The 25,941-nt window shown below is 35.7% G+C and carries 17 protein-coding genes; 5 read left to right on the forward strand and 12 right to left on the reverse strand.

Annotated elements, in window-relative coordinates; all coding sequences use genetic code 11:
* Window positions 1–7: 7 nt before the first annotated feature.
* The 8 genes from EDB96_RS14020 to EDB96_RS14055 all read right to left on the reverse strand — a co-directional run bounded on the left by EDB96_RS14020 (window position 8) and on the right by EDB96_RS14055 (window position 17,674).
* Complete coding sequence (locus tag EDB96_RS14020) at window positions 8–2,320, reverse strand: glycoside hydrolase family 127 protein (RefSeq protein ID WP_134141445.1); 2,313 nt, start codon at window positions 2,318–2,320, stop codon at window positions 8–10.
* Between the two features lie 52 nt (window positions 2,321–2,372).
* Window positions 2,373–4,901 carry a glycosyl hydrolase 115 family protein gene (locus tag EDB96_RS14025; protein ID WP_134141446.1) on the reverse strand — a complete coding sequence of 843 codons (2,529 nt, stop codon included), beginning with the start codon at window positions 4,899–4,901 and terminating at the stop codon, window positions 2,373–2,375.
* 71 nt (window positions 4,902–4,972) lie between these two features.
* A complete protein-coding gene (locus EDB96_RS14030; RefSeq protein WP_134141448.1) occupies window positions 4,973–7,690 on the reverse strand; it encodes an alpha/beta hydrolase-fold protein in 2,718 nt (905 codons plus the stop codon).
* A 19-nt stretch (window positions 7,691–7,709) separates the two neighbouring features.
* Entirely contained in the window at window positions 7,710–8,945 is a 1,236-nt protein-coding gene (locus tag EDB96_RS14035; protein WP_134141449.1) for an SGNH/GDSL hydrolase family protein, read from the reverse strand.
* A gap of 106 nt (window positions 8,946–9,051) precedes the next feature.
* Window positions 9,052–10,782 carry a glycoside hydrolase family 43 protein gene (locus tag EDB96_RS14040; protein ID WP_134141450.1) on the reverse strand — a complete coding sequence of 577 codons (1,731 nt, stop codon included), beginning with the start codon at window positions 10,780–10,782 and terminating at the stop codon, window positions 9,052–9,054.
* Between the two features lie 137 nt (window positions 10,783–10,919).
* Window positions 10,920–12,860 (reverse strand): RagB/SusD family nutrient uptake outer membrane protein, encoded by a 1,941-nt coding sequence (locus EDB96_RS14045; RefSeq protein WP_057118161.1) that lies wholly within the window; start codon window positions 12,858–12,860, stop codon window positions 10,920–10,922.
* Between the two features lie 12 nt (window positions 12,861–12,872).
* Window positions 12,873–15,962 carry a SusC/RagA family TonB-linked outer membrane protein gene (locus EDB96_RS14050; RefSeq protein WP_134141451.1) on the reverse strand — a complete coding sequence of 1,030 codons (3,090 nt, stop codon included), beginning with the start codon at window positions 15,960–15,962 and terminating at the stop codon, window positions 12,873–12,875.
* A gap of 680 nt (window positions 15,963–16,642) precedes the next feature.
* Window positions 16,643–17,674: a LacI family DNA-binding transcriptional regulator gene (locus EDB96_RS14055; RefSeq protein WP_134141453.1), complete on the reverse strand. Its 1,032-nt coding sequence runs from the start codon at window positions 17,672–17,674 to the stop codon at window positions 16,643–16,645.
* Window positions 17,675–17,864: 190 nt separating this feature from the next.
* On the opposite strand from EDB96_RS14055, the gene EDB96_RS14060 reads away from it, so the two are divergent.
* Both EDB96_RS14060 and EDB96_RS14065 read left to right on the forward strand, forming a co-directional pair.
* The gene (locus EDB96_RS14060; RefSeq protein ID WP_057118168.1) at window positions 17,865–18,452 is read left to right on the forward strand and encodes a TetR/AcrR family transcriptional regulator; all 588 of its coding nucleotides are present in this window, start codon (window positions 17,865–17,867) and stop codon (window positions 18,450–18,452) included.
* Window positions 18,453–18,498: 46 nt separating this feature from the next.
* Window positions 18,499–19,290, forward strand: a complete 792-nt coding sequence (locus tag EDB96_RS14065; protein ID WP_134141454.1) for a glucose 1-dehydrogenase — start codon at window positions 18,499–18,501, stop codon at window positions 19,288–19,290.
* A gap of 108 nt (window positions 19,291–19,398) precedes the next feature.
* On the opposite strand, the gene EDB96_RS14070 is transcribed toward EDB96_RS14065, so the two are convergent.
* Entirely contained in the window at window positions 19,399–20,148 is a 750-nt protein-coding gene (locus EDB96_RS14070; RefSeq protein ID WP_243839349.1) for a polysaccharide lyase, read from the reverse strand.
* A gap of 501 nt (window positions 20,149–20,649) precedes the next feature.
* On the opposite strand from EDB96_RS14070, the gene EDB96_RS14075 reads away from it, so the two are divergent.
* Complete coding sequence (locus tag EDB96_RS14075) at window positions 20,650–20,841, forward strand: cold-shock protein (RefSeq protein WP_057118174.1); 192 nt, start codon at window positions 20,650–20,652, stop codon at window positions 20,839–20,841.
* An 87-nt stretch (window positions 20,842–20,928) separates the two neighbouring features.
* Here EDB96_RS14075 and EDB96_RS14080 read toward each other — a convergent pair whose 3' ends face one another.
* The 3 genes from EDB96_RS14080 to EDB96_RS14090 all read right to left on the reverse strand — a co-directional run bounded on the left by EDB96_RS14080 (window position 20,929) and on the right by EDB96_RS14090 (window position 24,174).
* Entirely contained in the window at window positions 20,929–22,341 is a 1,413-nt protein-coding gene (locus EDB96_RS14080; protein WP_134141457.1) for an SDR family oxidoreductase, read from the reverse strand.
* A 14-nt stretch (window positions 22,342–22,355) separates the two neighbouring features.
* Window positions 22,356–23,039 carry an SDR family NAD(P)-dependent oxidoreductase gene (locus EDB96_RS14085; protein WP_134141459.1) on the reverse strand — a complete coding sequence of 228 codons (684 nt, stop codon included), beginning with the start codon at window positions 23,037–23,039 and terminating at the stop codon, window positions 22,356–22,358.
* Window positions 23,040–23,277: 238 nt separating this feature from the next.
* Complete coding sequence (locus tag EDB96_RS14090) at window positions 23,278–24,174, reverse strand: LysR family transcriptional regulator (protein WP_166669309.1); 897 nt, start codon at window positions 24,172–24,174, stop codon at window positions 23,278–23,280.
* Between the two features lie 129 nt (window positions 24,175–24,303).
* Between EDB96_RS14090 and EDB96_RS14095 the strand changes: the two genes are divergently transcribed.
* A complete protein-coding gene (locus tag EDB96_RS14095) occupies window positions 24,304–24,861 on the forward strand; it encodes a hypothetical protein (RefSeq protein WP_134141463.1) in 558 nt (185 codons plus the stop codon).
* Window positions 24,862–24,873: 12 nt separating this feature from the next.
* On the forward strand, window positions 24,874–25,848 hold the full coding sequence (locus EDB96_RS14100; RefSeq protein WP_134141464.1) for an NAD(P)H-quinone oxidoreductase: 975 nt from the start codon (window positions 24,874–24,876) through the stop codon (window positions 25,846–25,848).
* The last annotated feature ends 93 nt before the right edge of the window (window positions 25,849–25,941 follow it).

The raw sequence follows: 25,941 nt of genomic DNA on the forward strand, positions 1-25,941 counted from the left end.
TTATTCGTTAATTCGTAACAATTCTAAGCTGATAGAATTTCGGGCTGATTTTTCCGTCTTTAGCTAGAATTTTAATATTCAGCACATCCCTGCTGTCTATTTTTATTTTGATCATTTTTTTATCGGCCGAAGTTATTACAGCCGGCTTTTCATTAATCAAAATACTAATGTTGTCAATATTCAATTCATCTAAAACGCTTATATGCAAAAACCGTCCGCCGCTGTTTTTGTTGAGCATCTGATAAGAAATATAAGAGCTTGTATTTCGCCAGAACTTTCCGTCCTCGTAGCCAGAACTGCTTTTTTCTCCTTTATACAAATGATCAACTTCTGGTTGCTGCTCTCCGCAATTTATTTTATCTATTGTTTTCTCTTCAAGCGCCATAGCCTCGATTTCCTGCTGTTTCAGCAACTTCTGCTTTTCCTTATATTCTTCTTTGGAGTACGTTTGAAAATACATTTGATAACGAGCATCATGCACCTCGAAAAAAGGTTCTAATTCTAATGAGTCTAAACGAAATCTTAAGTTTCCTAAATCCTGAAGTTTTGAAATATAAGCTGCTTTATTCCCAACCAGTGCATAGGCTTTATCAAGTGGAATAAATTTTCCTCTGGCAGCATGTCCCATTCGGCTGTCATCTGCAAATAAACCGTCTAATCCCTCGGTTGAAGTTTTTGCAGCCAGCACAATCGGTCCTTTTACAAATGCACTCCAATTAGAGCCGTCAGGAAGATTTTCTAAATGTACCGACATTTTAAATCTGACGGTTACTTTATCTCCCGATTTCCATTTTCGTGAAATCGCAGCATATTCAGATGGTTGAGATGCTGTTTTCTGCTCTTTTCCGTTAACGAGTATTTCAAAATTTTCAGCCCATTTTGGATAACGGATATTCAAGGTAAAGTTTTTTGATTTTTTAAGTTTTAAGATTAACTCTGTCTGATTCTCATAAGGGAATTTTGTGGTTTGTTCTATCTCTATTCCATTTTCTTCCCACTTTAAAACCGACGGAATAAAAAGGTTTACAAAAAGATCATTTTGGGAATGGCTGTAAATTAATTCGCCGTACTTGGCATGATTTTCAAGCCCCGTTCCCACACAGCACCACATGCTTGTCTGGGGCTGAGAATAAACACGGTAATGATTTGGACGAATAGGCGTAAAATAAACAAAACCACCTTTTTCTGGATGCTGGCTGGAAAGAATATGATTGTAAAGCGTACGTTCATAAAAATCCAGATAATGCACATCCTTTTTATCGAGAAACAAAGCCTTTGCAAGACGTTCCATGTTGTACGAATTGCAGGTTTCCGGACCTTCATTCGATTTGACCATTCCGCTGAAATCGTTTACGGGATTAAAATGTTCTGAAACGCTGTTTCCTCCAAATGCAACTGTTCTTTTTTGTGTAACATTATCCCAAAAAAACACTGCCCCATCTAACCATTCTTTATGATCAGAAAGAACAGCAATCTTTTCAAAACCAACAACTTTTGGTATTTGTGTATTGGCATGCAGACCAGTGAGTTTGTCCTCTTTCTGCAATAACGGATTCAGGAAAGCTTTTTGAGATAATTGTTCAGCCGTTTCAAGATATTTTTTGTTTTTTGTAATGATATACAGATCGGCAAAAGATTCATTTATGCCTCCGTGCTCAGTAGCTAAAACTTTCTGGATCTGCTCATCAGAAAGCGGACGGATTAATTCTATAAACCAATCTCCTAATTTTATTACTATTTCTTTCGCTTTCTTGCTTCCAGTATACTGATAAGCATCAATTAGACCAGCAAAAAGTTTATGAATGTTATAGATCGGGACCCAGGTATTGTTTAATCCAAAACTGCTTCCGTCAATATCTCCTTTATGAATCCTGTCCCAAAACACTTTACCCTGCGGAATACCGCCAACATAACCATTGCCATTTTTATCCTGACAGCGTGCCAATTCTGAAAGCATATAGTCTAATCTGTCTTTAAGTACTTTATTTCCAGTAGATGCGTACATTAAAGATAAAGCAGACAGATAATGTCCGCCGATATGTCCGTCAAGTCCTATACTTTCCCAGTTACCGTAGCGATCTGCTTTTGGCGGAAGCCCAGATTCTAATAAATAAGGCGCTAAAAGTTTATCGGGATCTAATGCTAAAATATATTTCAGATCTACATCCTGCGCATTTTTAAATGGTCCTTCTTTTAGTTTTACTGCGCTTAAATCAAATAACTGCATTTGAGCCGATACATTGGCTTTTAGATCTGATGGCGCTTGAGCTAATGTAGAAAACCCAAAGAAAAACAGCAGATTAAATAAATGCTTTTTCATGTTTTTTTTAATCATTTTAATATTTTTTTATCTACCAAAAGTCTCCTAAAACTTATTCAGCTACTCTATCACTTTCTGGAGCTCCCAAATAAGAAGGCTTCAAACCGCCTGTATCGATCAAAATTTTTTGAAGCACAATTCCTGGATCTAAAACCCTGAAACGAAGTATATGTTTTCCTGATTTCAGAATGTTATGTTTAGTGACAGAATGAATCATGTGTTCTGCCTGCCATTTTCCTAATTCTCCTTTATAATGACCATTAAAATTTACGAGTTGTGGTTTTTCTCCATCAAAAGATATTTCATATCGAAGTCCTTTATTACTGTTAAAATTCAACGTTGGAGCAAGTAAAAGTTCTACCGTAAATTCTCCCGCTGAAGTAAAATTAATTTCGTACTCCACAAAAACATTATCTGCTTCCATTGAGTAACTATTTTGCGGAAATGTTGTAATACCACTCAATGTTTTTCCAAAATCTGGAATTACTTCCCAATGTATTTTTTTAGAATTATTCATTTTAGAAAAATGAGCTGCATTAATCGATACATAGCCATCTTTTTCTATAAAAACTTTCGGATCAACAATTTCCTTATCAGAAAGATATTTTACGTCTGGAAGAATATTTTTAGGACCATCATGCCAAGCTTTATAGCCTATACGCATCTGATCCATCATATGAGTCCATTTGCCGCCAGAAATCTCATTATTGTATTTATTTTGAAGAATAGAATCTCGCTCAAATTTAACTTTAACCTGATCTGCATAATAATTGGCCAGCCTATTTTTTTCGGCTGCCAGTTTCATATTTTTTGCCTGTGCAAAATACATTTCATAAAGATTACAGCAGGCATCTATTGGATATAAAACCAGTTGAAAATAAGCATCTTTATATTCTTTAGGAAGTTCATTGTAGACTCTATAAGCATCAAGGGCTAAGTTTTTATATTCATTAACAACTGTTTCAAATTCATTATAATTTTCTAAAGAATAGGTTTTGCTGTCCAGCATTTCTGGAGTAACGCGACGATTAAATTTCGGATAGGTATTTAATAGTCTGGCTACTTCTTTAGAATATTTGCTCCCAAACTGCTCTGCTGCCCAGTTTTCTGTATATTGAAAGAGATTCTGAGAATTGAAATTTTTAGGGTTCCAAGCCATGTCCAAAAAGAAGCTGATTGGGAATTCCATTGGCTTTAAGTCACCAACATTAACAATCCAAACTTTATCGACCCCGTTTTCATAGCTAAGATTCATTTGTTCCCAGACCCTTTGTATCGGACTTATGTTAATCCATTTTGAATTTCTTGGACCGCCCACATAATCAAAATGATAATACATTCCGTATCCGCCTTTATGTAAGGGTTTTGAAAGATCTGGAAGTTTGCGGACATTTCCCCAGTTGTCATCACAGAACAAGAGAATTACATCATCAGGAACTCGCATTCCCTGATCGTAATAATCCTGAACCTCTTTATATAAAGCCCAAACCTGAGGTGTTTTATTGGCGCTTTTACCTGTTTCTTTCTCAATAATTTTACGCTGTTCTTTTACAATATTCTCCAGTAAGCTAATATTAGTGCCTTCGCTCATTGCTTCATCGCCATCACCGCGCATTCCAATGGTTACCAGCTTTTCCCAATTTTTGCTTCGCTGAATTCCTGTTTTCCAGAATTCGTCTAAAACTGTCTTATTTTTGGAGTAATCCCATATATTAGGCAGATTATTTTTTTTGATGTATCGACGCCAATCTGTCTGCGCCAAAGCCATTGGCTCATGATGGGAAGTGCCCATTACAATTCCCATTTCATCTGCCAAAGGCCCACTGGCCGCATCATCGTCATAAAATGCATTTCCCCACATTGCAGGCCACATGTAATTGCCCTTTAACCTAAGTACTAATTCAAAAACTTTTTCATAAAATTTGCTGTTGAAACCATCAAAAGTAGCTTTTGCCCAGCCGCTTAATGCAGGTGCTTCATCATTCAGGAAAATCCCTCTGTACTTTACAGCTGGTTCTCCATCTGTATAAATTCCTTTAATAAAATAAATATTTTCTTTATGTTTTACGGGTACATCTGCCCAGTAATACCATGGAGAAACGCCAATTTGTCTGGATAACTCATAAATTCCGTAAATTGTACCGCGTTTATCACTTCCTGCAATTACAAGCGCCTCATCTACGCCCTTGAAAGGGTTTTTAATCTGCTGTATAATAAACTTCTCATTTTTGCCATTGAGTTCTTTTCCTTCGATTTTTTTTTGTTTAATTAAATCATCAATAACAGAATTTGTCCCTATCATTCCAATAATAATGAGTGGTGATGAAGTATTGGAATTTTGATTTAAAATATTAGGACGCTGGCCGGTAACTTTTTCAAAATCTGACTGAAGATTATTTACAGCACGCAAAATACCTGCATCCAAATTTGGATTTACCCAAAGAGAGAGTGATAAAGACTTTTCTTTCAGCACCATAACGTTCTGGTTTCTCTCTTCTGTTATAAAGGGCTGAGAGGCCTTTGAAATAGTACTTATTAAAACAATAATTACAGTGCTTATAAATTTCAAATAGTTTTTCATGAGGTGTTTATTATCAATACATTCCAGATAGTTTATTTTAAATCAAAATCTTTAAATTCTGTTTTATTCTGTTATTTGAACAGCAACTGTGAGTACAGGAACAAATCATGTCTCCATACTGGCCAGGTGTGCCCGCCAGAATATTCACTGTATTTATATTTAATGCCTGATTGATCCAATTTCTGCATCATGATTTTACAGTTCTCATAGGCTATATCTTCTTTTCCTCCCATAGAAATCCAGAAATCTTTTAGATTAGCATTAATAGACTGTGCGTTGTTTTTTATAAATTCATATTGAGGATCTGATAATTTTGGATTATTTGCCCACCAGCCTGAGCTGAATACTCCAAGACTTGAAAACATACCAGAGTTTTTTATTCCTGCATAAAGCGTCTGAAGCCCTCCCATTGATAAACCTGCTAAAGCTCTATTTTTGCTGTCTGTTGCAACTTTAAAATTACTTTCAATAAAAGGTATTGCTCCATTTTTCAACTCATTTTCAAATGCTTTTAATGTTTCTTCGCTAAAACCTGCAATACCACCTGTGTTTCCCATGTTTCCGTCAAGCATTACAATAAGCATTTTCTTTGCTTTGTTTTCTGCAATTAAATTATCTAAAATCAAATTTGCTTTTCCCTGAGTACTCCATCCTCTTTGGTCTTCACCTCCTCCATGCAATAGATACAGCACAGGGAATTTTTCGGATGAAGTTTCATATCCTGGAGGCGTATATACATACATTTCACGCCATGAATTAGTTCCTTTAGAAAAATATTTCATTATTCTTACTTCTCCATGCGGAACGGTTTTCAATTCATAGAAATCGCCATCTCTTTTAGGAATTTCTATTCCGCTGGCCATACGCCCCATTCCAAAAAAAGTTTCGCTTGATGGATCTGCAACTGCCACACCGTCAATTAATAGCGAGTAATAATTGAATCCTCCGTTTATTACATCAGTTGTAACATTCCAAATCCCCTGACCGTCTTTCAGCATATCGTACTTTCTTCCAAGATCTATCTGCACTTTTGATGCTTCAGGTGCGTTTACTTTGAATACTACCCTGTTATCCGGCAGAATCTGAGGATATTTTGCGTTACGTATGTTTGTTTGGGCTGTCGTTCCTAAAACGGTATATTTTGCAAAACTTGACTGGTCCACAGATTTGAACAATAACTGAGAGAACATGTATAAGCTGTTTTTCCATACTTTAAAATCATGAACCCCAGGTTCGAGATAATAAATGTGAGGCACATTGTTTTTAAATAAGTAATCGTGAGTTCGTCTGCTGTTTTCCAGCAGCCAGTCATTGTCTCCACAAGAAATCCAAAGCAGTTTCAATTTCTTTTTGGTTTCTTCGGGATTAGGCACTAACTCTTCTGTTTTCTTAGTATTTGGAGCCGATGAAAATCCGCCTATCCAAGCAAACTTGTCTAAGTTTCCTAATCCGAAATTCAGAGATTGTCCGCCTCCCATAGATAATCCTGCAATGGCACGGTGCTCTCTATCTTTGTAAACATTATATTTTTTTTCAATAAAAGGAATTAAATCCTTCAATAAATCTTTTTCAAAATCTGCAAACGCATGCACTTTGTCTGGTGCCATTATATTTCCAGTAGCGCTGTCATCTTTCATGGCTCTGCCGTTTGGCATTACCACAATCATGGGCTGTAATTTTCCTTCTGCATAAAGGTTGTCAAATATAATCTGCGGATTCCCTCCGTTAAGCCATTCTTTTTCATCTCCTCCAATTCCATGTAAAAGGTATAAAACTGGGTATTTTTTGCTTTTACTAAATCCAGGCGGTGTATAAACAGCTGCTTTTCTAATTGTCCCAACTGTCTTTGAATCATAGCTTACCATTTCTATTTTTCCCGCTGGAACTGTATTGTCTAACTGGTCAAATCCTACTGGCGCCTGAACTATAAAGGGTTCATTTGTGTTATTTGATTTATACCCTAATAACGAAAGCATTTTTTCTGCATAACGTTTTCCTAAATCTCTATATCCTGCAGCACTAAAATGCAGTAAATCCGAAGCTACTGCACAGCCTTTTGATGAAATTACATAAGAAGTTGGAATGGTTTGAGGCAGTGTTGCAATGATTTTATTCATGCTGGCACATTTTCCTTTTTGTTCTTCATGAACGGTTTCTCCAGAAAGCAGCGGCACCTTTTTAGGATCAAGGTTTAGATCTCTCATCAGGTTGTCGTATACTATTTTTACCTTTTTTGGCCATAGCGTATCACCTGTGTTAGATTCTCCCTGATGCAGTAAAATGCCTTTTATAACGCCTTTTTTCTGCGCAATTTTTGCCATCTCTACAAGTCTCGCATACGGACTGCCGTTATATTCTTTAATCATTCCCAGCATCCAGTCTGGTGCTGTTTTGACATAATTTTCGAAATTATTTTTATCAAAAAGCTCAATTTTACACCCTCCCACTGCAACATTTACCACTCCTACTTTTATGTTTTTAGGAAGATTGGCAACCATTGTTCTTCCAAAATAATCTGTTGGAGATAATCCGGTTTTGCATCGGCATAAAGGCGGAATTGCTGTATACCATTTACCCATTTCACGATTCAAATCAGGGCAGTTTACTGCTTCCAGAACCTGAAAGCGTGGATCTACATTTATTTTATCTTCAGCTTCTATAGGAGCAGCGCCTTCCATATTGGACTGTCCAAAACTTAAATAAACATGAAAATTTGGATCCTGAGAATATCCATTCTGTCCTGTTAAAAAAAGGAGCGCTATTGCGAAAAATCTAATTATTGATTTCATGGTATCGTGTTAAATCTGTTTATTTAAATAAGTTTACATCTACTACTTCACCCATCCTTTGGTATCCCAGTTCGTTTGGATGTAAAAAATCGCCGTCATGCATATTTGACAAGATAGTTTTAGAATCAGTTGCTGATGCCATTTCTTTGTCAAAATCTATCACAGCATCAAAATTGTTGTTTCGAATCCATGCATTTACGATATCTCTTGCTTCTTGTTTGAAAGGTGCATCATAAAATGATTTTTGAAAAGGCAGAATTGTACATCCATATACTTTTATGCCTCTGGCATGTGCTTTCTCAATCATAATTTTATAAGCATCTATAATTTCCTGCGCTTTTACAGGAGCATCTTCTGCTCGCTTAATTCCGCCTATGTCATTTATGCCTTCTAAAATTACGAGCCATTTTGTACCTGCCTGCGAAAGTACATCACGATCAAAACGGTCTAATGCTGTTGGGCCTAATCCGCCTTTTACAACGCAATTTCCTCCTATCCCTAAATTCAAAACTCCAACATTTGCAGTCGTTTTATCTTCTCTCAATCTAGCTGCTAAAATATCTGTCCAGCGATTTTGCCTGTTTGTGCCAGATCCGCGTCCATCAGTAATGGAATTTCCTAAACAAACAATATTAGACGCATTTTTTGAAACCATTACATCCAGTCCCATAATGGAGTACCAATGATCTGTTTTTACGGCATTAGAAAAAACGTCATTATCAAGATTATCACCTGGCAGAATATAGGATGTTGTTCTAGACCCAGGATGTCCAGATGTTTTTTGTGATGCGGCTCCATAATAAATAGTTATAGCAAGCAGCTGACCAGGTTTTAATTGAAAATGCAGCATATCTGAAAACACTTCCTGTCCCGGATTTAGTATTATCTCCTGACTTCCATTAAAACTAAGATTCTTTTGTGTCTTTTTATCAATTGCTGGAGCGTCAATTACATTGGCTATACTAACTTTCTTTAAAACGGTAACCTGATCGCTGAATATATTTGAAAAACGAAGACGGATTTGCTCTCCTCCTATAGAAACTTTTATAATCTGGCGAAGTGTATTTTCGGCCAAACCTGGGGCTGGAGGCATATTGTTTGGTTCTACAAGCATTTGTGCACAAGCCCACGATCCTACCCAGTTTGCTGAAGCTGACTTTTTAGACGAATTTTCTAGTGCTTGACTGGTCTTGCATCCTGCAATTAAAATAAAAAGCTGCAAAAACAATACATATTTTAAATGTCTCTTTATCATAACCTGTTAATTTAAAACATCTTTATTTTTTTCAAAAAGCACAGTGATGAAGTACTTCTCTTTCCTTAAACTCTTCTTTTTATCAATAATGAGCGTTTGAAAAATTCTATTTCGGATGCGCGTTATTAAATGAAGTGGCATATAAGCCTACCAAAGCTCCTGTAAATCCGCCAGCTACGTTTGTTGAAAGGATATCCCCTGAAACTGCGCTTCCCAGATTTTGAAAATCCGCACCATTTAATGCGTAACTAAACTGATAACTATCTCCAGCAGCTTTAACTTGAAGGCGTAATGCTCCTTTAATTTCTATTTTTGCACTTGACACAATTGCTGACTGTCCATTTTCTGTTCTTTCCAGCAGTATATAAGTATCTTTTCCTTTTTTAGTTACTCCAAAAACATAATTATAGCGTTCATTCTGCAGACATACAATTCCTGCCAGATCTTTTTCAGATTCTGGTTTAAACTCTAATGTAGTTTCAAAAGAAAAAGTATTGTGCTGCTGTCTGTAAAATAATGTAGAGGTTGGTTTTAATTCTTGGATATTTACAGGAAATGGATTAATCTGTAATCCTTTTTTAACAATAGAAATAAAATGCTCTCTTGGGCCTCGTAATCCTATCCATCTGTAATCTAACTTTTCTGAGGTGAAATTCTCTGTAAATGTAAAATTTCCATTAGGGAAAAAACCATCTTTACCAGTTTTGTTTACTACTCCATTTGGCATTTTTAATTTTGGCCCCATTGGAACCAAGCCATTTTCAAAAACAGGAAAAGTACCTGACCAATCTACCGGAAGTATAAATGTTTCGCGTCCTGCATTTACTCTGTCTTTTTCGTTTGGACGAATTCCTAGAAATACACCGTAATATTTATTATCAGGTCCAAGCACTAAATCAGCATGTCCTGCCCAATCTACTTTGTTTGGTCTGTTTTGAGGGAAATATCTTTGAGTAAGGATTGGATTATTAGATGATGGTTTAAAAGGCCCTTTTGGACTATCACTAATAAAAACTACCTCACTATGATTTCCTCCTGTACCTCCTTCGGCACACATTAAATAATAATGATTGTCTTTTTTGTATAAATGAGGAGCTTCAATCCAGATAGGTTTCTTTGAAAGATCAACTCCGCCATCCACTATAATTTTATCTGTCCCTGGAATTACCTGATCTTTTTCTAAATCATATTCCCAAACTTTAATTACACGATGTCCGCTGTACAATTCTTTTCCTTTATCAGGAGCATCATTGTGTACCACATAACCTTTGCCGTTATCATCAAAGAAAATAGAAGGATCAATTCCGTTAAAAGCTAATTTAATCGGGCTTCCCCATCCTTTTTTAGGATCTTTCGTTTTTACAATAATATTTCCCATATTACCAGTAAAAGCCGTTACAATCATATAGAAAGTATCATTATGAGGGTTATAAGTAATGCCTGGTGCATAAACTCCTGCACTGATACCAGTATCATGAGGATTAAACTCTGAAACTTTGTTTAATACCCCACCTAAATCTGTCCAGTTTACCAAATCTTTAGAATGAAAAATCGGCACTCCTGGAAACATCGCAAATGAAGAACATACCATGTAATAGTCGTCACCTTTTCTTGTAATAGCCGGATCAGGATAACATCCTTGTAGAATTGGCGAATAAAATTCATCCTCTTTTAAGGGATTGTTTTTATAAATCTGGTCGTCTCCCATATAATAAACCTTAGAAAAAATAGGCTTTTTACTGTTTTTCATTTTTGAAACTGTGCTTCCCTGAGCATGAATAAAGACAGAGCAAAACAAAGCTGCAACTGATAGGAGAAACTTTTTTTTCTTGATCATTGTATTGTATTTATTAAAATATATTCGAAAAATATTAAAAAGCCGAGATGGATACTCCCGGCTTTTTATTAAAACTAACTTAAATAAACCATAAGACTTTATCTCTATCTGTATACAATTAGTTTATAAGATAGAACTTAATACCCTGGATTCTGATATGCAGCTTTTTCATCAGCTGACATTTCCATTCCATCAATCTGCGCCTGTGGAATAGGTCTTAGATAATGATGTGGTTCAATTGTTCTGGTCACTACTTCTGGTGTGTGTTGTCCATAGTTAGAACCTCCTATAGAGTATTTTCCAGCAATTTCATTCCACTTCTGTGTTCTCACTAAGTCATACCAACGGTATCCTTCTCCAAAAAACTCGCGTGAGCGTTCGGCAAGAATGTAGTTAATATCAATTACAGCTGGAGTTGCACTTGTCATAGCCGCGCTGTTATCCTGTATTTTTGTGGTATTTCCATTATTGTTCCATCTCCATTTTCCGGCTCTGGCTCTCAATACATTTACAAGTGACCTAGCGCTTAAAGATCCTGTTGCTCCTTTCACTGCAGCTTCGGCGGCAACAAGATATAATTCTGAAAATTTTGCTACAGGAAATGGTCTTGTACTTCCAGCGTTAGGCTGTCCTAGTCCTCCTGCATTATCTGTTCTGTAAGGACCTAATTTCCAAAAACCTGGGTATACTATTCTGCTTATTCCTTTTGGAGAAATCACATAATCAGCTCTACCTGGAAGAACTCCCGCTCCAACTCCGCTGTCTCCTTGTCCTGAAGGATAAGTTATTGGAGTTAGTGGTTCGTCATCAAGGAAAGTTAAAACAGCATCACCTGGCTTAATTGTCAAACCATTTGCATTGGTTAGCGTTGCCACGCCTGTAAGACCTGTTCCCTGAAGATTCCAATTGCCTCTGAAAACTGTTGCAAATGTTCCGTCATATCTAGAATCATTAATCTTATCTGCGAATGTATTGGTAAAAACTTCAATAGGCGGAGCCATTCTTGTCCATGGGCGTCCTAAAAATTGATTTGCTTCTCTTTGTACTGATGAAACTGCTGCTGTTCCGTTTTTGCTTCTAATAGCAGTATAATTCCACGTAACCATCCACCCAGAAAAGTTATCTGGGGCACCACCGCTTCCATAAGTAAGACTTGCTCCATTGTAATATTCACTGCTCTCTGTATGATCAGCATACAGCATTACTTCTTTATTTCTGTCATTTGATCCCACATTAACATCATAATAAGAGTCAAGCAATCCATAAGAACCTGGATTATTTATTCCGTCAACAGCAATGTTATAAGCCTCCTGAAAGTACCATTGCGCATTATGTCCGTCAGGATCTGTTCTTGGAGTGTCTGGGTAAGTTGGAATATTATTAGGGTTCTCCAGCCACCAGCCATAAGTAAGATACGCCTTTGCCAAAAATAGTCGTGCAACAGTTTTGGTTACTGTACCTGTGAGCCTTGGAGCATCAGGAAGATCATTAACTGCAGCAAGTAAATCTGGAAAAATAGCTTTTGTATACACTTCTGGAACCGTGTTACGTTTTGAATATCTTGAAGGCTTACTATTAAACTTTAATTCTCCAGCTCCTAAATCCAATGGCACACCTCCAAAAGTCTGAACCAGCAAAAAGTAATCAAAACCTCTAAAAAATTTAGATTCTGCAATTAAGCTGCTGGCAACTCCTACGGCAGCTCCATTCTCAATAATACCACTAGCAGTATTAATATCATAATACGAATTATTCCACAAAACATCTGAACGGCTTGACGTTGGATTAATAATACCTACTCCTGATAAATCATGATCTTTAAAATTTCCGTCAGCGCTCTGAGCATATGTTGCCTCGTCTGTTCCCGTCTGACTGGAATTGTAAAAATAAGCCTGACCATAAATCCAGCGTAAATGCGCATAATGAGAGGTTAATCCCTGCTTAACTCCCTGCTCTGTTTTAAAGTAACCCGGTTCGTAAAAATCATGAGGTTTTTCCTCTAATATATCTGAACAGCCAGCTAATGAAAGTAACACTGTTGACCCTATAATTAAATTTTTAAAAATATATCGTTTCATGTCTGTATCTGATTAAAATGTTAAATTAAGTCCAAATAAATAATTTCTGGTTGTAGGTGTATTGGTACCAATAACAGAGAATCTTCTTTGATACGATGCTACTGCCTGGTTTTCATCACCTAGTGAATTAGTTTCAGGATCCATTCCAGATTTATCATGATATGGAGAAAATAAAACAAACGGATTCTGTGCTGTAAAATACAGTCTTAATTTATCTATACCCAGATTTCTTGTAAAAGTCTGATCGATAGTATATCCAAGAGTAATTGCCCTGATTTTTACATAGGATGCATCAAAATACCCCATTGTTGACATGTACTTAGGATTGTCTCCACTTCGGATACCTCTTGGGTTAGGGAATTCTGCATCTCTGTTATCTGGAGTCCAGTAATCTACATCAACGTTGCTTCTTCGTCCGTTTAATAAGTTCAAATAACTTGCTCCACCATACAGCGTACTGATTAAGACTCCTCCGCTTTTAAATGCCCCTACTGCATTAAAATCGAATCCTTTATAGGTTACATTGGTATTGAAACCTCCTTGAAAATCTGGATCTGTTTCAATAATCTGGCGATCGCTTGCATTTATCGCACGAGCTGGTGAACCGTCTGGATTATACTCTCCAGTATATTTAACTTTAATCGATCCTACAACTGTTCCCTGCTGATTAATTCCTGTTGGGCCTGGCTCTAAAATTGACATATACGGATCTCCTTCCTGCCAGATTCCAGTCTTTTCATAATCAAAAATGGAATTAATATTATATCCAACAAACCAATTGTTTGCTTCGTCACGGCTTGCCCCTGAGGCTAATGCAACAAGCTTATTTTCATTTTTATAAAAATTAACTCCAACAGACCATGTAACACCATTAGGGTTATCAAGTATAACTCCATTCAACGAGATTTCATAACCTTTGTTCTCTGTTTCTCCCACATTTGCCACATAGCTGCTCACACCAGATGTTGCAGGCAGTCCCACTCGCTGCAATAGATTTTTGGTATTTGTTTTATAATATTCGACTGTACCGGATAAACGGTTATTAAAAAATCCGAAATCTAAACCGTAGTTCCATGTAGTTGAAAACTCCCATCCCAAATTAGGATTTGGAAGCTCAGTAACATATACTCCAGTTGAATTATTACTTCCGAAATTGTATGGTCTTGTGCTTAAAGCTCCAAGAGTTGCGTACGGAGATACTGCCTGATTGGAAGTTTCACCATATCCTGCTCTCAATTTCAATAGGCTAATGCTTTTAACATCTTTAAGGAATGACTCATTTGAAAGTGTCCATCCAGCAGAAACTGCAGGATAAGTCACCCATTTGTTTCCAGGAGATAATCTTGATGAACCATCGGAACGTACTGTTCCAGATATAAAGTAACGATTGTCATAAGAGTACATTAACCTTGCCATATACGATGTTAATCCCCATTGGGTATAATCTTGATCTGCAGGGTTAATTACAGCTTCTTCCTCGCTTTGTCCTAAATTATAAAACTGGAAGGCATCAGAGGTAATTCCGTTTCGAGTCACTCTAGAACTCTGTCCTGTATACTGCTCGTTTGAATACAATCCTACAAAATTCACGGTATGTTTCTGTGCAAAAGTTTTATCATAAGTGATTAAATTTTCCAGCAGCCATTGCGTAGACCAGCCATTTGTTATTGCAGCATTAGAAAGTGTCGTAGGGTTAACGTCAAAAACTCCCTGACCTTCATAATATCCTGCATTTGATGTTCTTAAATTTAAACCAGTATTAAGTCTGTATTTCAGTCCGTCAATACCAGGAATTTTAACTTCTGCAAAAATGTTATTATAAGAACTGAAAGCTCTATTTAGATTAACATAAGAATCTCCTAAGCTTTTAATGGATTGTCTGGTGTAAACCCATTGATCATCAGCCGCCATGCTGACTGTTCTTTTCAGAGAACCATCTGCATTGTATGGATTAGCCAGCGGTGAAGTCCCTAGAATAGTTCCTGTTCCGATATTATCTCCATTTGTAATGCTGTAATTGCTATTGGTATTAAAACCTATGCGGATAGATCGGTTAATCTGCTGGTCTAAACCTGCTCTAAGACTGAAACGCTCATATTTTTGACCAGGAAGAACTGATTCTTCTTTGTAATATCCAAAACCTGCATTGTAAGCTCCCGTTTCACTTCCTCCCGAAACACTTACATCGTGACTAATCATTTCTCCAGAACCGTACAATAAATCCTGCCAGTCTGTATTTACATTTCTTTTTTCGTCAACACCATCTACATACAAGCCTGTATAATCACGAAGTGCTTCGAATTTAGAGGCATCCATCATAGGATATCTTGAAAAAACCTGTTTTATTCCGCTAAAACCGTTGTATGAAAATGTTGCTTTTTGATTTTTTTTCCCTTTTAAGGTAGTCACTAAAATTACACCATTAGCTCCACGCGAACCATAGATAGCAGTTGCAGAAGCATCTTTTAGAATATCAACCGACTTAATATCTGCAGGATTAATATCTCCTATGGAACCTGCAAACGGAACTCCATCGAGTACAACCAACGGATCATTACTACCTGTAAGGGATCTTGTTCCTCGTATTCTGATCTGCATGGCTGCCCCAGGTTTAGAAGAAGTTTGTGTCATCTCAACCCCAGGCAGTCTTCCTTGCAAGGCTTGAGTAATATTAGCCGCAGGCACTTCATTTAATTCCTTCCCTCCCAATGAAGCAACCGATCCTGTAACAGCTTCCTTAATTTGGGTACCATATCCAATAACGACCACTTCTTTTAAGTTATTTGAGTCTTCCTCTAAAAGTACATTGATTTTAGTTTGTCCATTTACATTAATTTCTTTGCTTTTGAAGCCTATAAAACTAAAAACGAGTACACCATTTGAAGGAGCACTTATAAGATAGTTTCCATCGAAACCAGTGCTTACCCCGTTTTTTGTTCCTTTTAAAGTAACATTCACTCCAGGAATTGGACCACTTGCGTCCGAAACTGTGCCTGTAACTGTTGTTTGTGCCTTCATTTGAAATGAGGCCAAAAACAACAGGATCAAAAAACCAAAGCCTTTGCAATGCTTCGATTTACTTGTAATAAAAAAATTATTCATAAAAATGGATTTAATTATTAAAATTGGTTTTTGTTAGTAAGTTTTCATTAACACTTTTAAGGTTAAAATGTAGTACTACTTATAAGTGTATTTATTACAAATGTAAAAAAATATATTTCAAACACAATCGGTTGTGTAATTATTTTTTACACACTATAAAAAAAATAGCGTCTAAAAAAATAATTATCTCATAATTAATCCCAAAATATTAATAATATATCAAAAACAACTACAACGTTGTAGCAAAATTTAATAAAAATAAGACACTACTGCTTTATTCTTAAAGAAAATATAAAAAGATAAAATTTTGGTTTTTATTTAAAAAAAATTAAGATTTACTACTTCTAGTTGTTTCAGACCATTAAAAATTACCAGTAAAATAGTACATTACAAATATTGTTCTATAATAGAGGTCAATAAAAAGATTAAATGCAACCTAAAACAATCGATTGTTTTTCAAAAAAGAAAACCTTTCGCAGTACACGAAAGGTTTTTACAATTAAATTTTATAGAAGAGAAAGAAGATTTATTCAAAAAATAAAAAATCAATTTTCGTAAATGTCGGAATATAATTAACTTTTACATGCTTTCGAAATCAGAAACCGTTTTAAACAGATTGTAACGCTCTCTGACTATGATAATTTAAATAGTAAAGAATAGTTTTCTTTGAGTATAAAAAATTATAATCTTTTTGAAGATTCGCGAATAAGAACCTCTGTATTAAGAAAAGTTATTTCTTTGGCTTCTTCTTCCTTGAGTGATTTGATATTATCTATAATAATATTTGCAGCTGCTTTTCCCATTTTTTCAGCAGGGTGCGTAATAGTTGAAATATTGGGCTCGATTATTTCTGAAATAGGATCATTATTAAAGCCAATTACAGCTAAATCCTGAGGCACTTTAATACCTCTCTTTTTGGCTGTCTGCACAGCACTCACAGCAAGAATATCTCCTGGTGCAAAAAGACCATCTGGCGGTGGTCTTAAATTAAACAGCTTATTGCAAGCCTTTACACCATCATCATAGGTCATTGCCTTTAGATTTATAATTAATTCCTCTTTCAGTGGCAGACCATGTTCTGTTAATGCATCAATATAACCTCTTTTTCTTTCATTGTAAAGATTACCAAATTCTCCGCCTGCAGTCATATGGGCTATTCTTTTACAGCCTTGTTCAATAAGATGTTTTGTTGCCTTATAACCAGCGGTATAATTATCAATTACAACCCTAAAAGTATTATAGCCTTTGGGAACTCGGTCGACAAATACAAGAGGTATGTTATTATTTGAAAACTGCTGAAAATGAGAAGTATCTTTTGTCTCCATTGCCAGCGAACAAATAACACCGCTTACCCTGCTGCTATAAAGTGATTTTGCCATATTAACTTCCTCATCATATGAATCGTGCGACTGCATAATAATAACTGAAAAATCAGATTTTCTAGCTGTAATTTCAATCCCGCTAATTAGTGATGATAAGAAAGGCTGAGTGATAGTTGGAATTAAAACACCAATCGTTTTAGACTTGTTGCCTCTTAATCCCGCAGCCAAAGTATTAGGAACAAAGCCCATTTCTTCAGCTGTTTTTTTTACTTTTTTAATAGTCTTATCACTTATAGTATGATGGTCTTTCAAGGCTCTTGAAATAGTCGATGTGGCCAGATTGAGTCTCGCTGCAATATCGTAAATAGTTACATGTCTATGCTCTTCCATTACTATACAAGTATTAGTAAATGTAAATATAGATATAATTTTAAAACGAAAGGACTGGTCCTACATAATTGGAAAATGTGATTTTGTTGTATCTTATTTCTACTTAACCATCTTAAACCAACTCCTTAAAAAAAAGTTATAATTTTCATTTTTATGCTTAAATGAATATTAATTCATTTAACTTTACTATATGAGACCTTTAGACCCTTTTAAAAGAGAGAAAATTTTAAAATCTGTTTATGCACTTACAGGCAGACAGGGATTGGCAAGTGTTAATATTTCAGGTATAAGTAAAATAGCTGGAGTTGCTGTAGGAACCCTTTATATCTATTTCAAAAATAAAGAAGAGGTCGTACAGTCGGCCTATGCAGCGGTAGAAGATAAAATGACACAGGCAATGTATCAGGACTTTGATATTAATCTACCTGTAAAGGAATCACTTAAGAAGATTTATATCAATATGCTGAACTATAGGTTAAAAAATTATGACGAAACTATATTTATCGATCAGTATCAACAGTCTGGATACATACAGCTGAATTTCTCCAAACAACTTGCAGAATATGAAATGCAGAATAAACCACTATATGATCTTTTAGAAAAAGGGCAGCAGGAAGGAATTATAAAAGAACTGGATGCAATTATGCTTATCAGCTTTTTTGATGGGGCGGTACGCTCCTGCTCCACAGGGATTATCCAAAAGTTGTTCCCATTAAGCCAAAAACTCGTGGATGACTACTTTGATATGATATGGAGGGGCATGAACAAACAATTTTAAACTTTAAATCACAAATTTTTCATTAATACATTTAATACTATATATCATGAGCATTTTTAAAGACAAAACAATCATAATTACAGGTGCAGCTATGGGGCTGGGACTTGCAGCAAGTAAAGCCGTAGCATTAAAAGGAGCCAACCTTTCTATAGTAGATTACAACGCCGAAGCACTCGAAAAAGCAAAAGCAGAAATCCAGTCAGTCGCACCAGCTGCAAAAATCATAACTATAGTCGCTGACGTTTCAGATGAACAGGCGGTCAAAAATTATGTAGACAAAACAGTTGAAGAGTTTGGCCGTATTGATGGATTCTACAACAATGCAGGTATTGAAGGGAAACAGGCACCACTAGTTGACTACGATATCAATATTTTTAAAAAAGTAATCGATATTAACCTTATGGGTGTCTATTACGGTCTGAAATACGTAATTCCTGTAATGCAGAAACAAGGTGGAGGAAAAATTGTAAACGTAGCTTCAGTAGGTGGAATTAGAGGTGTTATTAATCAAATGCCATATGTAGCAAGTAAACATGCTGTTTCTGGTATGACAAAAAATGCAGCCATTGAATATGGTAAAGATGGAATATTTACCAATGCAATCGCACCTGGTGCTATCCTAACCCCAATGGTGGCTGAAGCTTTTAAACAGGTAAACCCAGCCGACCCGAAAGCAGCTGAAACAACATACGCACAAAGAAACCCTACAAGAAAATTAGGTAAACCTGAAGATGTGGGTAACCTCGTGGCCTTTCTTCTTAGCGATGAGTGTCAGTATGTAAACGGTCAGACAATTGCAATTGATGGTGGAGAATCAAATCTATATGGTAATTCATAAATTAATAGACTTTAATTTAAAAACGGATCATAGGTTAAGCTATGATCCGTTTTTTTATGTAATGCTGTTATATACTTTTTAACGATATTGTTTTATAGCATATAAATTCTATTGCGCATCCCAAGACGCGCTAGGATAGTAAATAGAACTTGTTACAGGAGCTGTCCAGTAATTTTGACTTCCGCCACGGAAGGTGTGCAGACTTACTGCATTCACATTTCGCTTAGCATCGTTTGTCACCCATCGAATTGTCTGATTCAATATCTCGGTACCGTTAACATAGTATTTCACATATCCGTTAGTATTTGATCCAGTATTTAACTTAACAGATATTTGACAATTATAGGTCACTCCCTCTTGTATGTAGTATTTCTTTCCAAAATCATTACCAAATTGGCCCGGCTGATCTTTGTAATAAACATACGGCTGCAAATAAGCGCCACTTCCTTTCGCGGTGTTTGACCCACTTGGGCAATACCACATAAATCTGGCACTGCCTCCATTGCCATCCCATCCTGGGTCACCGCCGGTATTTTGATCCCCAATTAGAATTCCATATCCACATTTACCACCTCTGCTCCAATAAAATCCAGAATTAAATCTCATCTGGAACCAAACGGTGTAAACCCCTGTTGACCAAACACCATAAGAGGTGCACAAACCACCAGGACATGACAATGTATTTGTCTGCAATGTAATCGTTCTTGATCCAGCAGTACCTTTTGCAGTAGTACTGCCTGCTGGAGCATCATTACCCGCTACGCTGCCGTTTTCAACAACCTGCAATTCATCCTTTTGAACGCTTTGCGGCTCATTCAAATCTTGCTCCTTTTCACAGGAACTAAACACTAATGCCATAATAACCAGCAAACTTGAAAATTTTAAGGCTTTTTTCATTTTAAAAAAATTAATAGTTAGTAAATAATTAATCTTATCACAGCATTTGAAACTGAACAGAAGCTTACTCTAATCCTTAAAATGAGCATCCATGGTTACGCAAACAAAAACAAGGTTTTTATTTTGATACGATCATAAAAATGATCCTGAACTTGAAAAATTTGTTTGAATTTTTATTGTTCAGTACGATAAGCATCTATGGCGTTAGTCCTGTTGTAATAGATACTGTAAAGTTGAATAATTACTACTAATTTCAGGAGTAAGAAAGTACGTATTTAGATACAAAAAAATCCAGTAAATCTGTTTTTGTATTTATTTGGCAAAAGAATGTACAAGTAGATTTTATCTGCTAAGTATTAATCCAAACACTTGCGGCTAAAAGTTAATAAAAACATAATTAAAAATTTTAAAGGCACTTTCCAATATTTAATACGTTACATTTGAACAAATTAAATATTTAATATGCAAGAAGGTACAGTAAAATTCTTCAATGAAGAAAAAGGTTTCGGATTTATAACACCTAATAATGGCGGAAACGAAGTTTTTGTTCATGTATCTGGTTTATCAGAAAACATTCGTGAAAACGATTCAGTTCGATACGACATAGAAGAAGGCCGTAGAGGTCCAAACGCAGTAAACGTAGTGATAGCATAACATACTATAGAACAAGTTTATAAAAAGCACCTGCCTAAAACAGGTGCTTTTTCATTTTAACCAGTTCAACAAATCATTCGTACTTAACTAAATTAATTTTTTAAGCATGCCGTCAAAAATAAAACCGTGAAACGGCAGAACGGAATACCAGTATATTTTTCCCATAAGACCTTCCGGCTTAAAAGTGGCAGCTTGGTATAAAGTATTATTGATTATTTTAAATTCAAGCCAGGCTTCACCAGGCAGTTTCATCTCGGCGTATAAAATCAATTTTCCTTCAGATTTATTGGCATATACAACCCGCCAGAAATCAAGTGCATCTCCTGCATGTATTTCATTTTTATTTGTCCTTCCTCTTCGAGTACCGACACCTCCAAAAATTTTATCGATGAATCCACGTAACTCCCAGAGCCAATCGGCATAATACCATCCGGTTTCGCCGCCTATAGACCAAATTCGTGCAATTGTATATTCCCTATTTATTATGGTTCTTTTCCTTCTATCAATATAACAGTCCTTTTTTGGAACTTTAAGATATTGAGAAACAGTACCCTTAAACCGTCCGCTTACCTGCGAATCTTTCCAGCTCGAAATGATGTCATCTTCACTAATCTTTTTCAAAGCTCTTTCTAATGCCTGGCGGTAAGTAATAGGTTTAACTCCCAGTATACTATTAATATTATTATCGCGGCAGATTACCTCTACTTTCATACTGCTAACCAACGCAGAGGCGAGTTTAAAAGAAGTTGAGGTTACAAAATAAAGCCAATACGAAGATAATTTTGGAGTCATGACCGGTACCGTAAAAATATACCTCTTTAGTTTTTTTGCTTTGGCAAACTCCAAGAGCATTTCTTTATAAGTCAATACATCAGGTCCTCCAATGTCAAAACTTTGATTATAAGTTAATGGATTTAAGAGTGACCGAATTAAGAATTCTAAAACATCGCTGATTGCAATTGGCTGGCATTTAGTATTGAGCCATTTTGGAGTAATCATAATCGGCAGTTTATCAACCAGATCCCGTATTATTTCAAAAGATGCACTTCCTGATCCTACTATAATTCCCGCTCTGAGCACAGTCGATGGTACTGAAGCAGTTTTTAAAATTTCTTCAACTGCCTTTCTTGATGATAAATGCTTGGATAATGATTGGTCATTTACAATTCCGCTAAGGTAAATGATCTGTTTTGCATTTGTCTGGTTTATTTTTTCAATGAAATAATTTGCCGAAATACTTTCGAGTTCATCATAATTAGAAGCACCGGACATGGAATGTATGAGGTAATAAGCCGCATCAATATCATCGGGAATATTTTTAATGCTTTCAGGATCCAGAAAATCAACTTCGACAACCTCTATTTTATTTATAAAGTTTTCAGGAAAATGAAACCTGCTTTTATCTCTTACACAGCAAACTACCTCATTTCCATGACTTAATAACAAGGGCAAAAGCCTCTTGCCGATATAACCTGTAGCGCCTGTTAAAAGAATTTTCATTTCTTAAGTTATCTTTATAATTTAAAGCTCACCAGTCCATAGTCCATCGGGAAAATCTGTCCCGAAATTGAAGCGGCATCTTCAGATATCAGATAATCTGCCATACGAGCAACTTCCTGTGGTTTTAGGTAATTTTTCATAGGATGCCGTTCCATCATATTTTCCTTCATGCGATCGTTTCTTAAAATAGAAGCAGATAACGAAGTCTCTGTAATTGTGGGAGCAATAGCATTGATTCGAACCAAAGGAGCAAGTTCCGCACCTAGTGATTTAGTGAGTCCCTCTACCCCTGATTTTGATGCCGCAATACTGGAGTGAAAAGGCATTCCGAGTTTTGCCGCAACGGTACTAAATAATACAATTGAGGGATTTTTCCCTTTCTTTAATGCAGGCAGAAAATGCTGAATCACTTTAACGGCACCTATCACATTAATTTCAAAATCGTTTCTAAAATCGTCAATGCTTAAACTTAAAATAGGTTTGAGATTTATTGATCCTGGACAATATACTAAAGCATCAATAATTTCAATATCAGGCAATTCATCCTGCAGCACATCAACTGAAAAATGAATCAAATTAGGATGGGAAAAATCTGGAATAGTCCGACTGATATTATACACTAAATGTTTTTCAAGCTGCTGCTGCAAAATAGCATTGCCAATTCCTCTGCTTCCCCCGATGATGACAATTTTTTTCATTTTTCTTATTGAACTACTTATTTTTTTAATGTAAAAACAATTTATTCTTCTTTTATTAATTGAGATAACGTTCGATATCCATGTTAAAGATAAGAATTTGTTTAATTATTTTCGAAAAATATTAAACAAAATAACATTTGTGACATTAAATTAGAATGGATTGATTTTCAAAGTCAGCCAATAAGTTAAAAGCTATTTTCTTTTTATTTACTAAGTGCTAAAAACAAATCATATGAATTTACGCCTTTTTTAAATTCATCACAGCAATCTTTTTCTTTAATAAGTCATTAAAAAGTGAGAGTGAAGCTTTGCGGTAAATTCCCGAAGGAAATATTAAAGTTGCCTCATGGCTCATGTTTTTACCTTCAATTGGAACTGCAACAAGTTCAGAGAAATCAAATAAGGAAGAATTCATTAATACAGTAAACCATTTTTTTGTATTAACCAGTTCCAATAGACTATGAATATCATTGATCTCTATTTTTGCCTTCAATTTTATGTTATTTTTTAGAAGCGTTTCATCCAGAAAATTTCTGATACTGTAAGTTGGAGATGGCAGCACTAAGTTTAATTCAGTAATTTTTTGAAGCCCTATCTTTTTAAGTTTACTCCACGGATGCGATTTATGAAGAATCAAAGAGAGAGTGGCAGAGAATAATGGCATTATATCAAGCTGTTGATCCTCACAGGAAGGCATAAAAGACAGCATACAATCAATTTCATATAAGCGTATTTTTTGAAGCAATTCTGAAGTAGAGCCCAGCACTACCTGAATCTGAATATCTGGAAATTCCTCATTAAACTCCGTAATCGTTTGAAGAAGTAAATTTACTAGTCCGTAAGTGGACCCAATAGTTATTTTACCGGTTTTTAAATTATTCAAATCCATTAAAACCTGCTTTCCTTCTTCTGCCTGACGAATCGTTTTTCGGGCGTAATCCAGCATAATTTCACCCGCTTCCGTAAGTTTAACCCTCTTTCCTACTCTGTCAAAGAGAAGAACCGTTAATGAATTTTCTAATTCTTTTATTTGATGAGATAATGTACTTTGAGTAATGTATAAATCATCTGCAGCCTGTGTAAAATTTAAAAGTTCTGCCGCGCGGACAAAGTATTTCAATTGACGAAGTTCCATTTTCTTTAATTTTTTATAAAAGTACAACTCTAAATCGAAAATTTCGATCGAATACATCTAAAAATTTCATTTCCACGATTGGTTTATATTGCAGAACTTTGACATAAGTTAATTTAAAAAACAGAAAAGATGGAAATTTTACAAACACCCGAAAACGCATTATCAGCATCAATTGTTTCAGCAATAATTAATGCTCCAATTGAAAAAATTAATATTGCCGACTGGCTGCTTAACCTGCCGGATGCAGAATATCAACGTTGTTCTGTTAACCATATTGCTGCTGGAATAACTTCTAATTTTGAAGGTATACCGATGTCTATTAATGTAGAATATGTGGGAACAGCACTTGTTGTACAGCATTATATTTTTGATGAATATCGTGCTGATTACTGCCGAATGCTTTCAATTTCTGATACTATTACTGCAGGCGGAAGATCTAAAGTACAGGTTCTTTGGGAGTTGAAAGCAGAAAAAATAGATGATACAACAACAAAATTTACTAATACCATTCATGCAACCGCGACTCCTGAATTTTTAGATTTCATCAAACAACACGGAATTTCTCTAGCCGATGCTGCAAAAGCAAGACAGGATGCTTCTGACGCCCATAATCATGAAGAAACACCGCTGTTTGCAAAAAGTATTGAGAACAAAGCGCTATTTGGAAAATATAATCTACCTTTTTAAAAAAATTAGATTATGAAAGCTATTACCATCTCAAAATTTGGAGGGCCTGAAGTTTTGCAATTGGTCGAGGTTCCTGATTTAATTCCATCGCAAAATGAAGTTTTAATTCAGGTAAAAGCTTCAGGCATTAACAGAAGTGACATTTTGCAGCGCCAGGGAAAATATGCTGCTCCAAGCAGTACTTCTAATGAAATTCCAGGTCTCGAAGTATCTGGAATTATCGTAGACTGTGGTCCAGAAGTTACGCAATGGAAAAAAGGCGATCACGTTTGTGCCTTGCTTTCTGGGGGAGGTTATGCAGCATATGTTACTGTAAAAGAAGGTCAGTGTTTACCCATTCCTAAAGGCTTAAATTTTATAGAAGCAGCCAGTCTGCCTGAAACGGTATTTACAGTCTGGTCTAATATTTTTGAACGAGGAAAATTAAAACCAGACGAAACTTTATTAGTTCACGGAGGCAGCAGCGGTATAGGAATTACAGCGATTCAGATCGCTCATGCTTTTGGTTCAAAGGTCATTACGACAGTTGGTTCAGATGAAAAAGCACAATATTGTTATGAATTAGGTGCTGATCTTTCTATAAATTATAAAAAAGAAGACTTTGAAGAAATTTTAAAAACCAAAGGTGTAGATGTTATTCTTGATATGATAGCGGGAACCTATTTTCAAAAGAATCTTTCTATTTTAAACGAAGAAGGAAGGCTTATTCATATCAATGCAGAAAATGGTAAAAACGTAGAGCTTGATATTTGGCAGTTAATGCTAAAAAGAATTACGATCTCAGGAAGTACACTGCGTGCACGAAATTACGAATACAAAAAACGATTAGCCGCAGAAGTATTTAAAAATGTCTGGCCATTAATTGAAAATGGTAAATTCAGGCCTGTTATCTACAAAACGTTTTCCCATCGCGATGCTGTAAGCGCTCATGAATGTATGGAACACGGAAGCCATATTGGTAAAATAATAATCGACTGGGAATCATAATACTATTTTCATTGAATTTAACCACTAAAAAGTCCTAATAAAAATTAGGCCTTTTTAGTTAGTCATTAGAAATCTTCAATTTATATATACTTT

The organism is Flavobacterium sp. S87F.05.LMB.W.Kidney.N (assembly GCF_004366435.1).
GTDB lineage: Bacteria > Bacteroidota > Bacteroidia > Flavobacteriales > Flavobacteriaceae > Flavobacterium.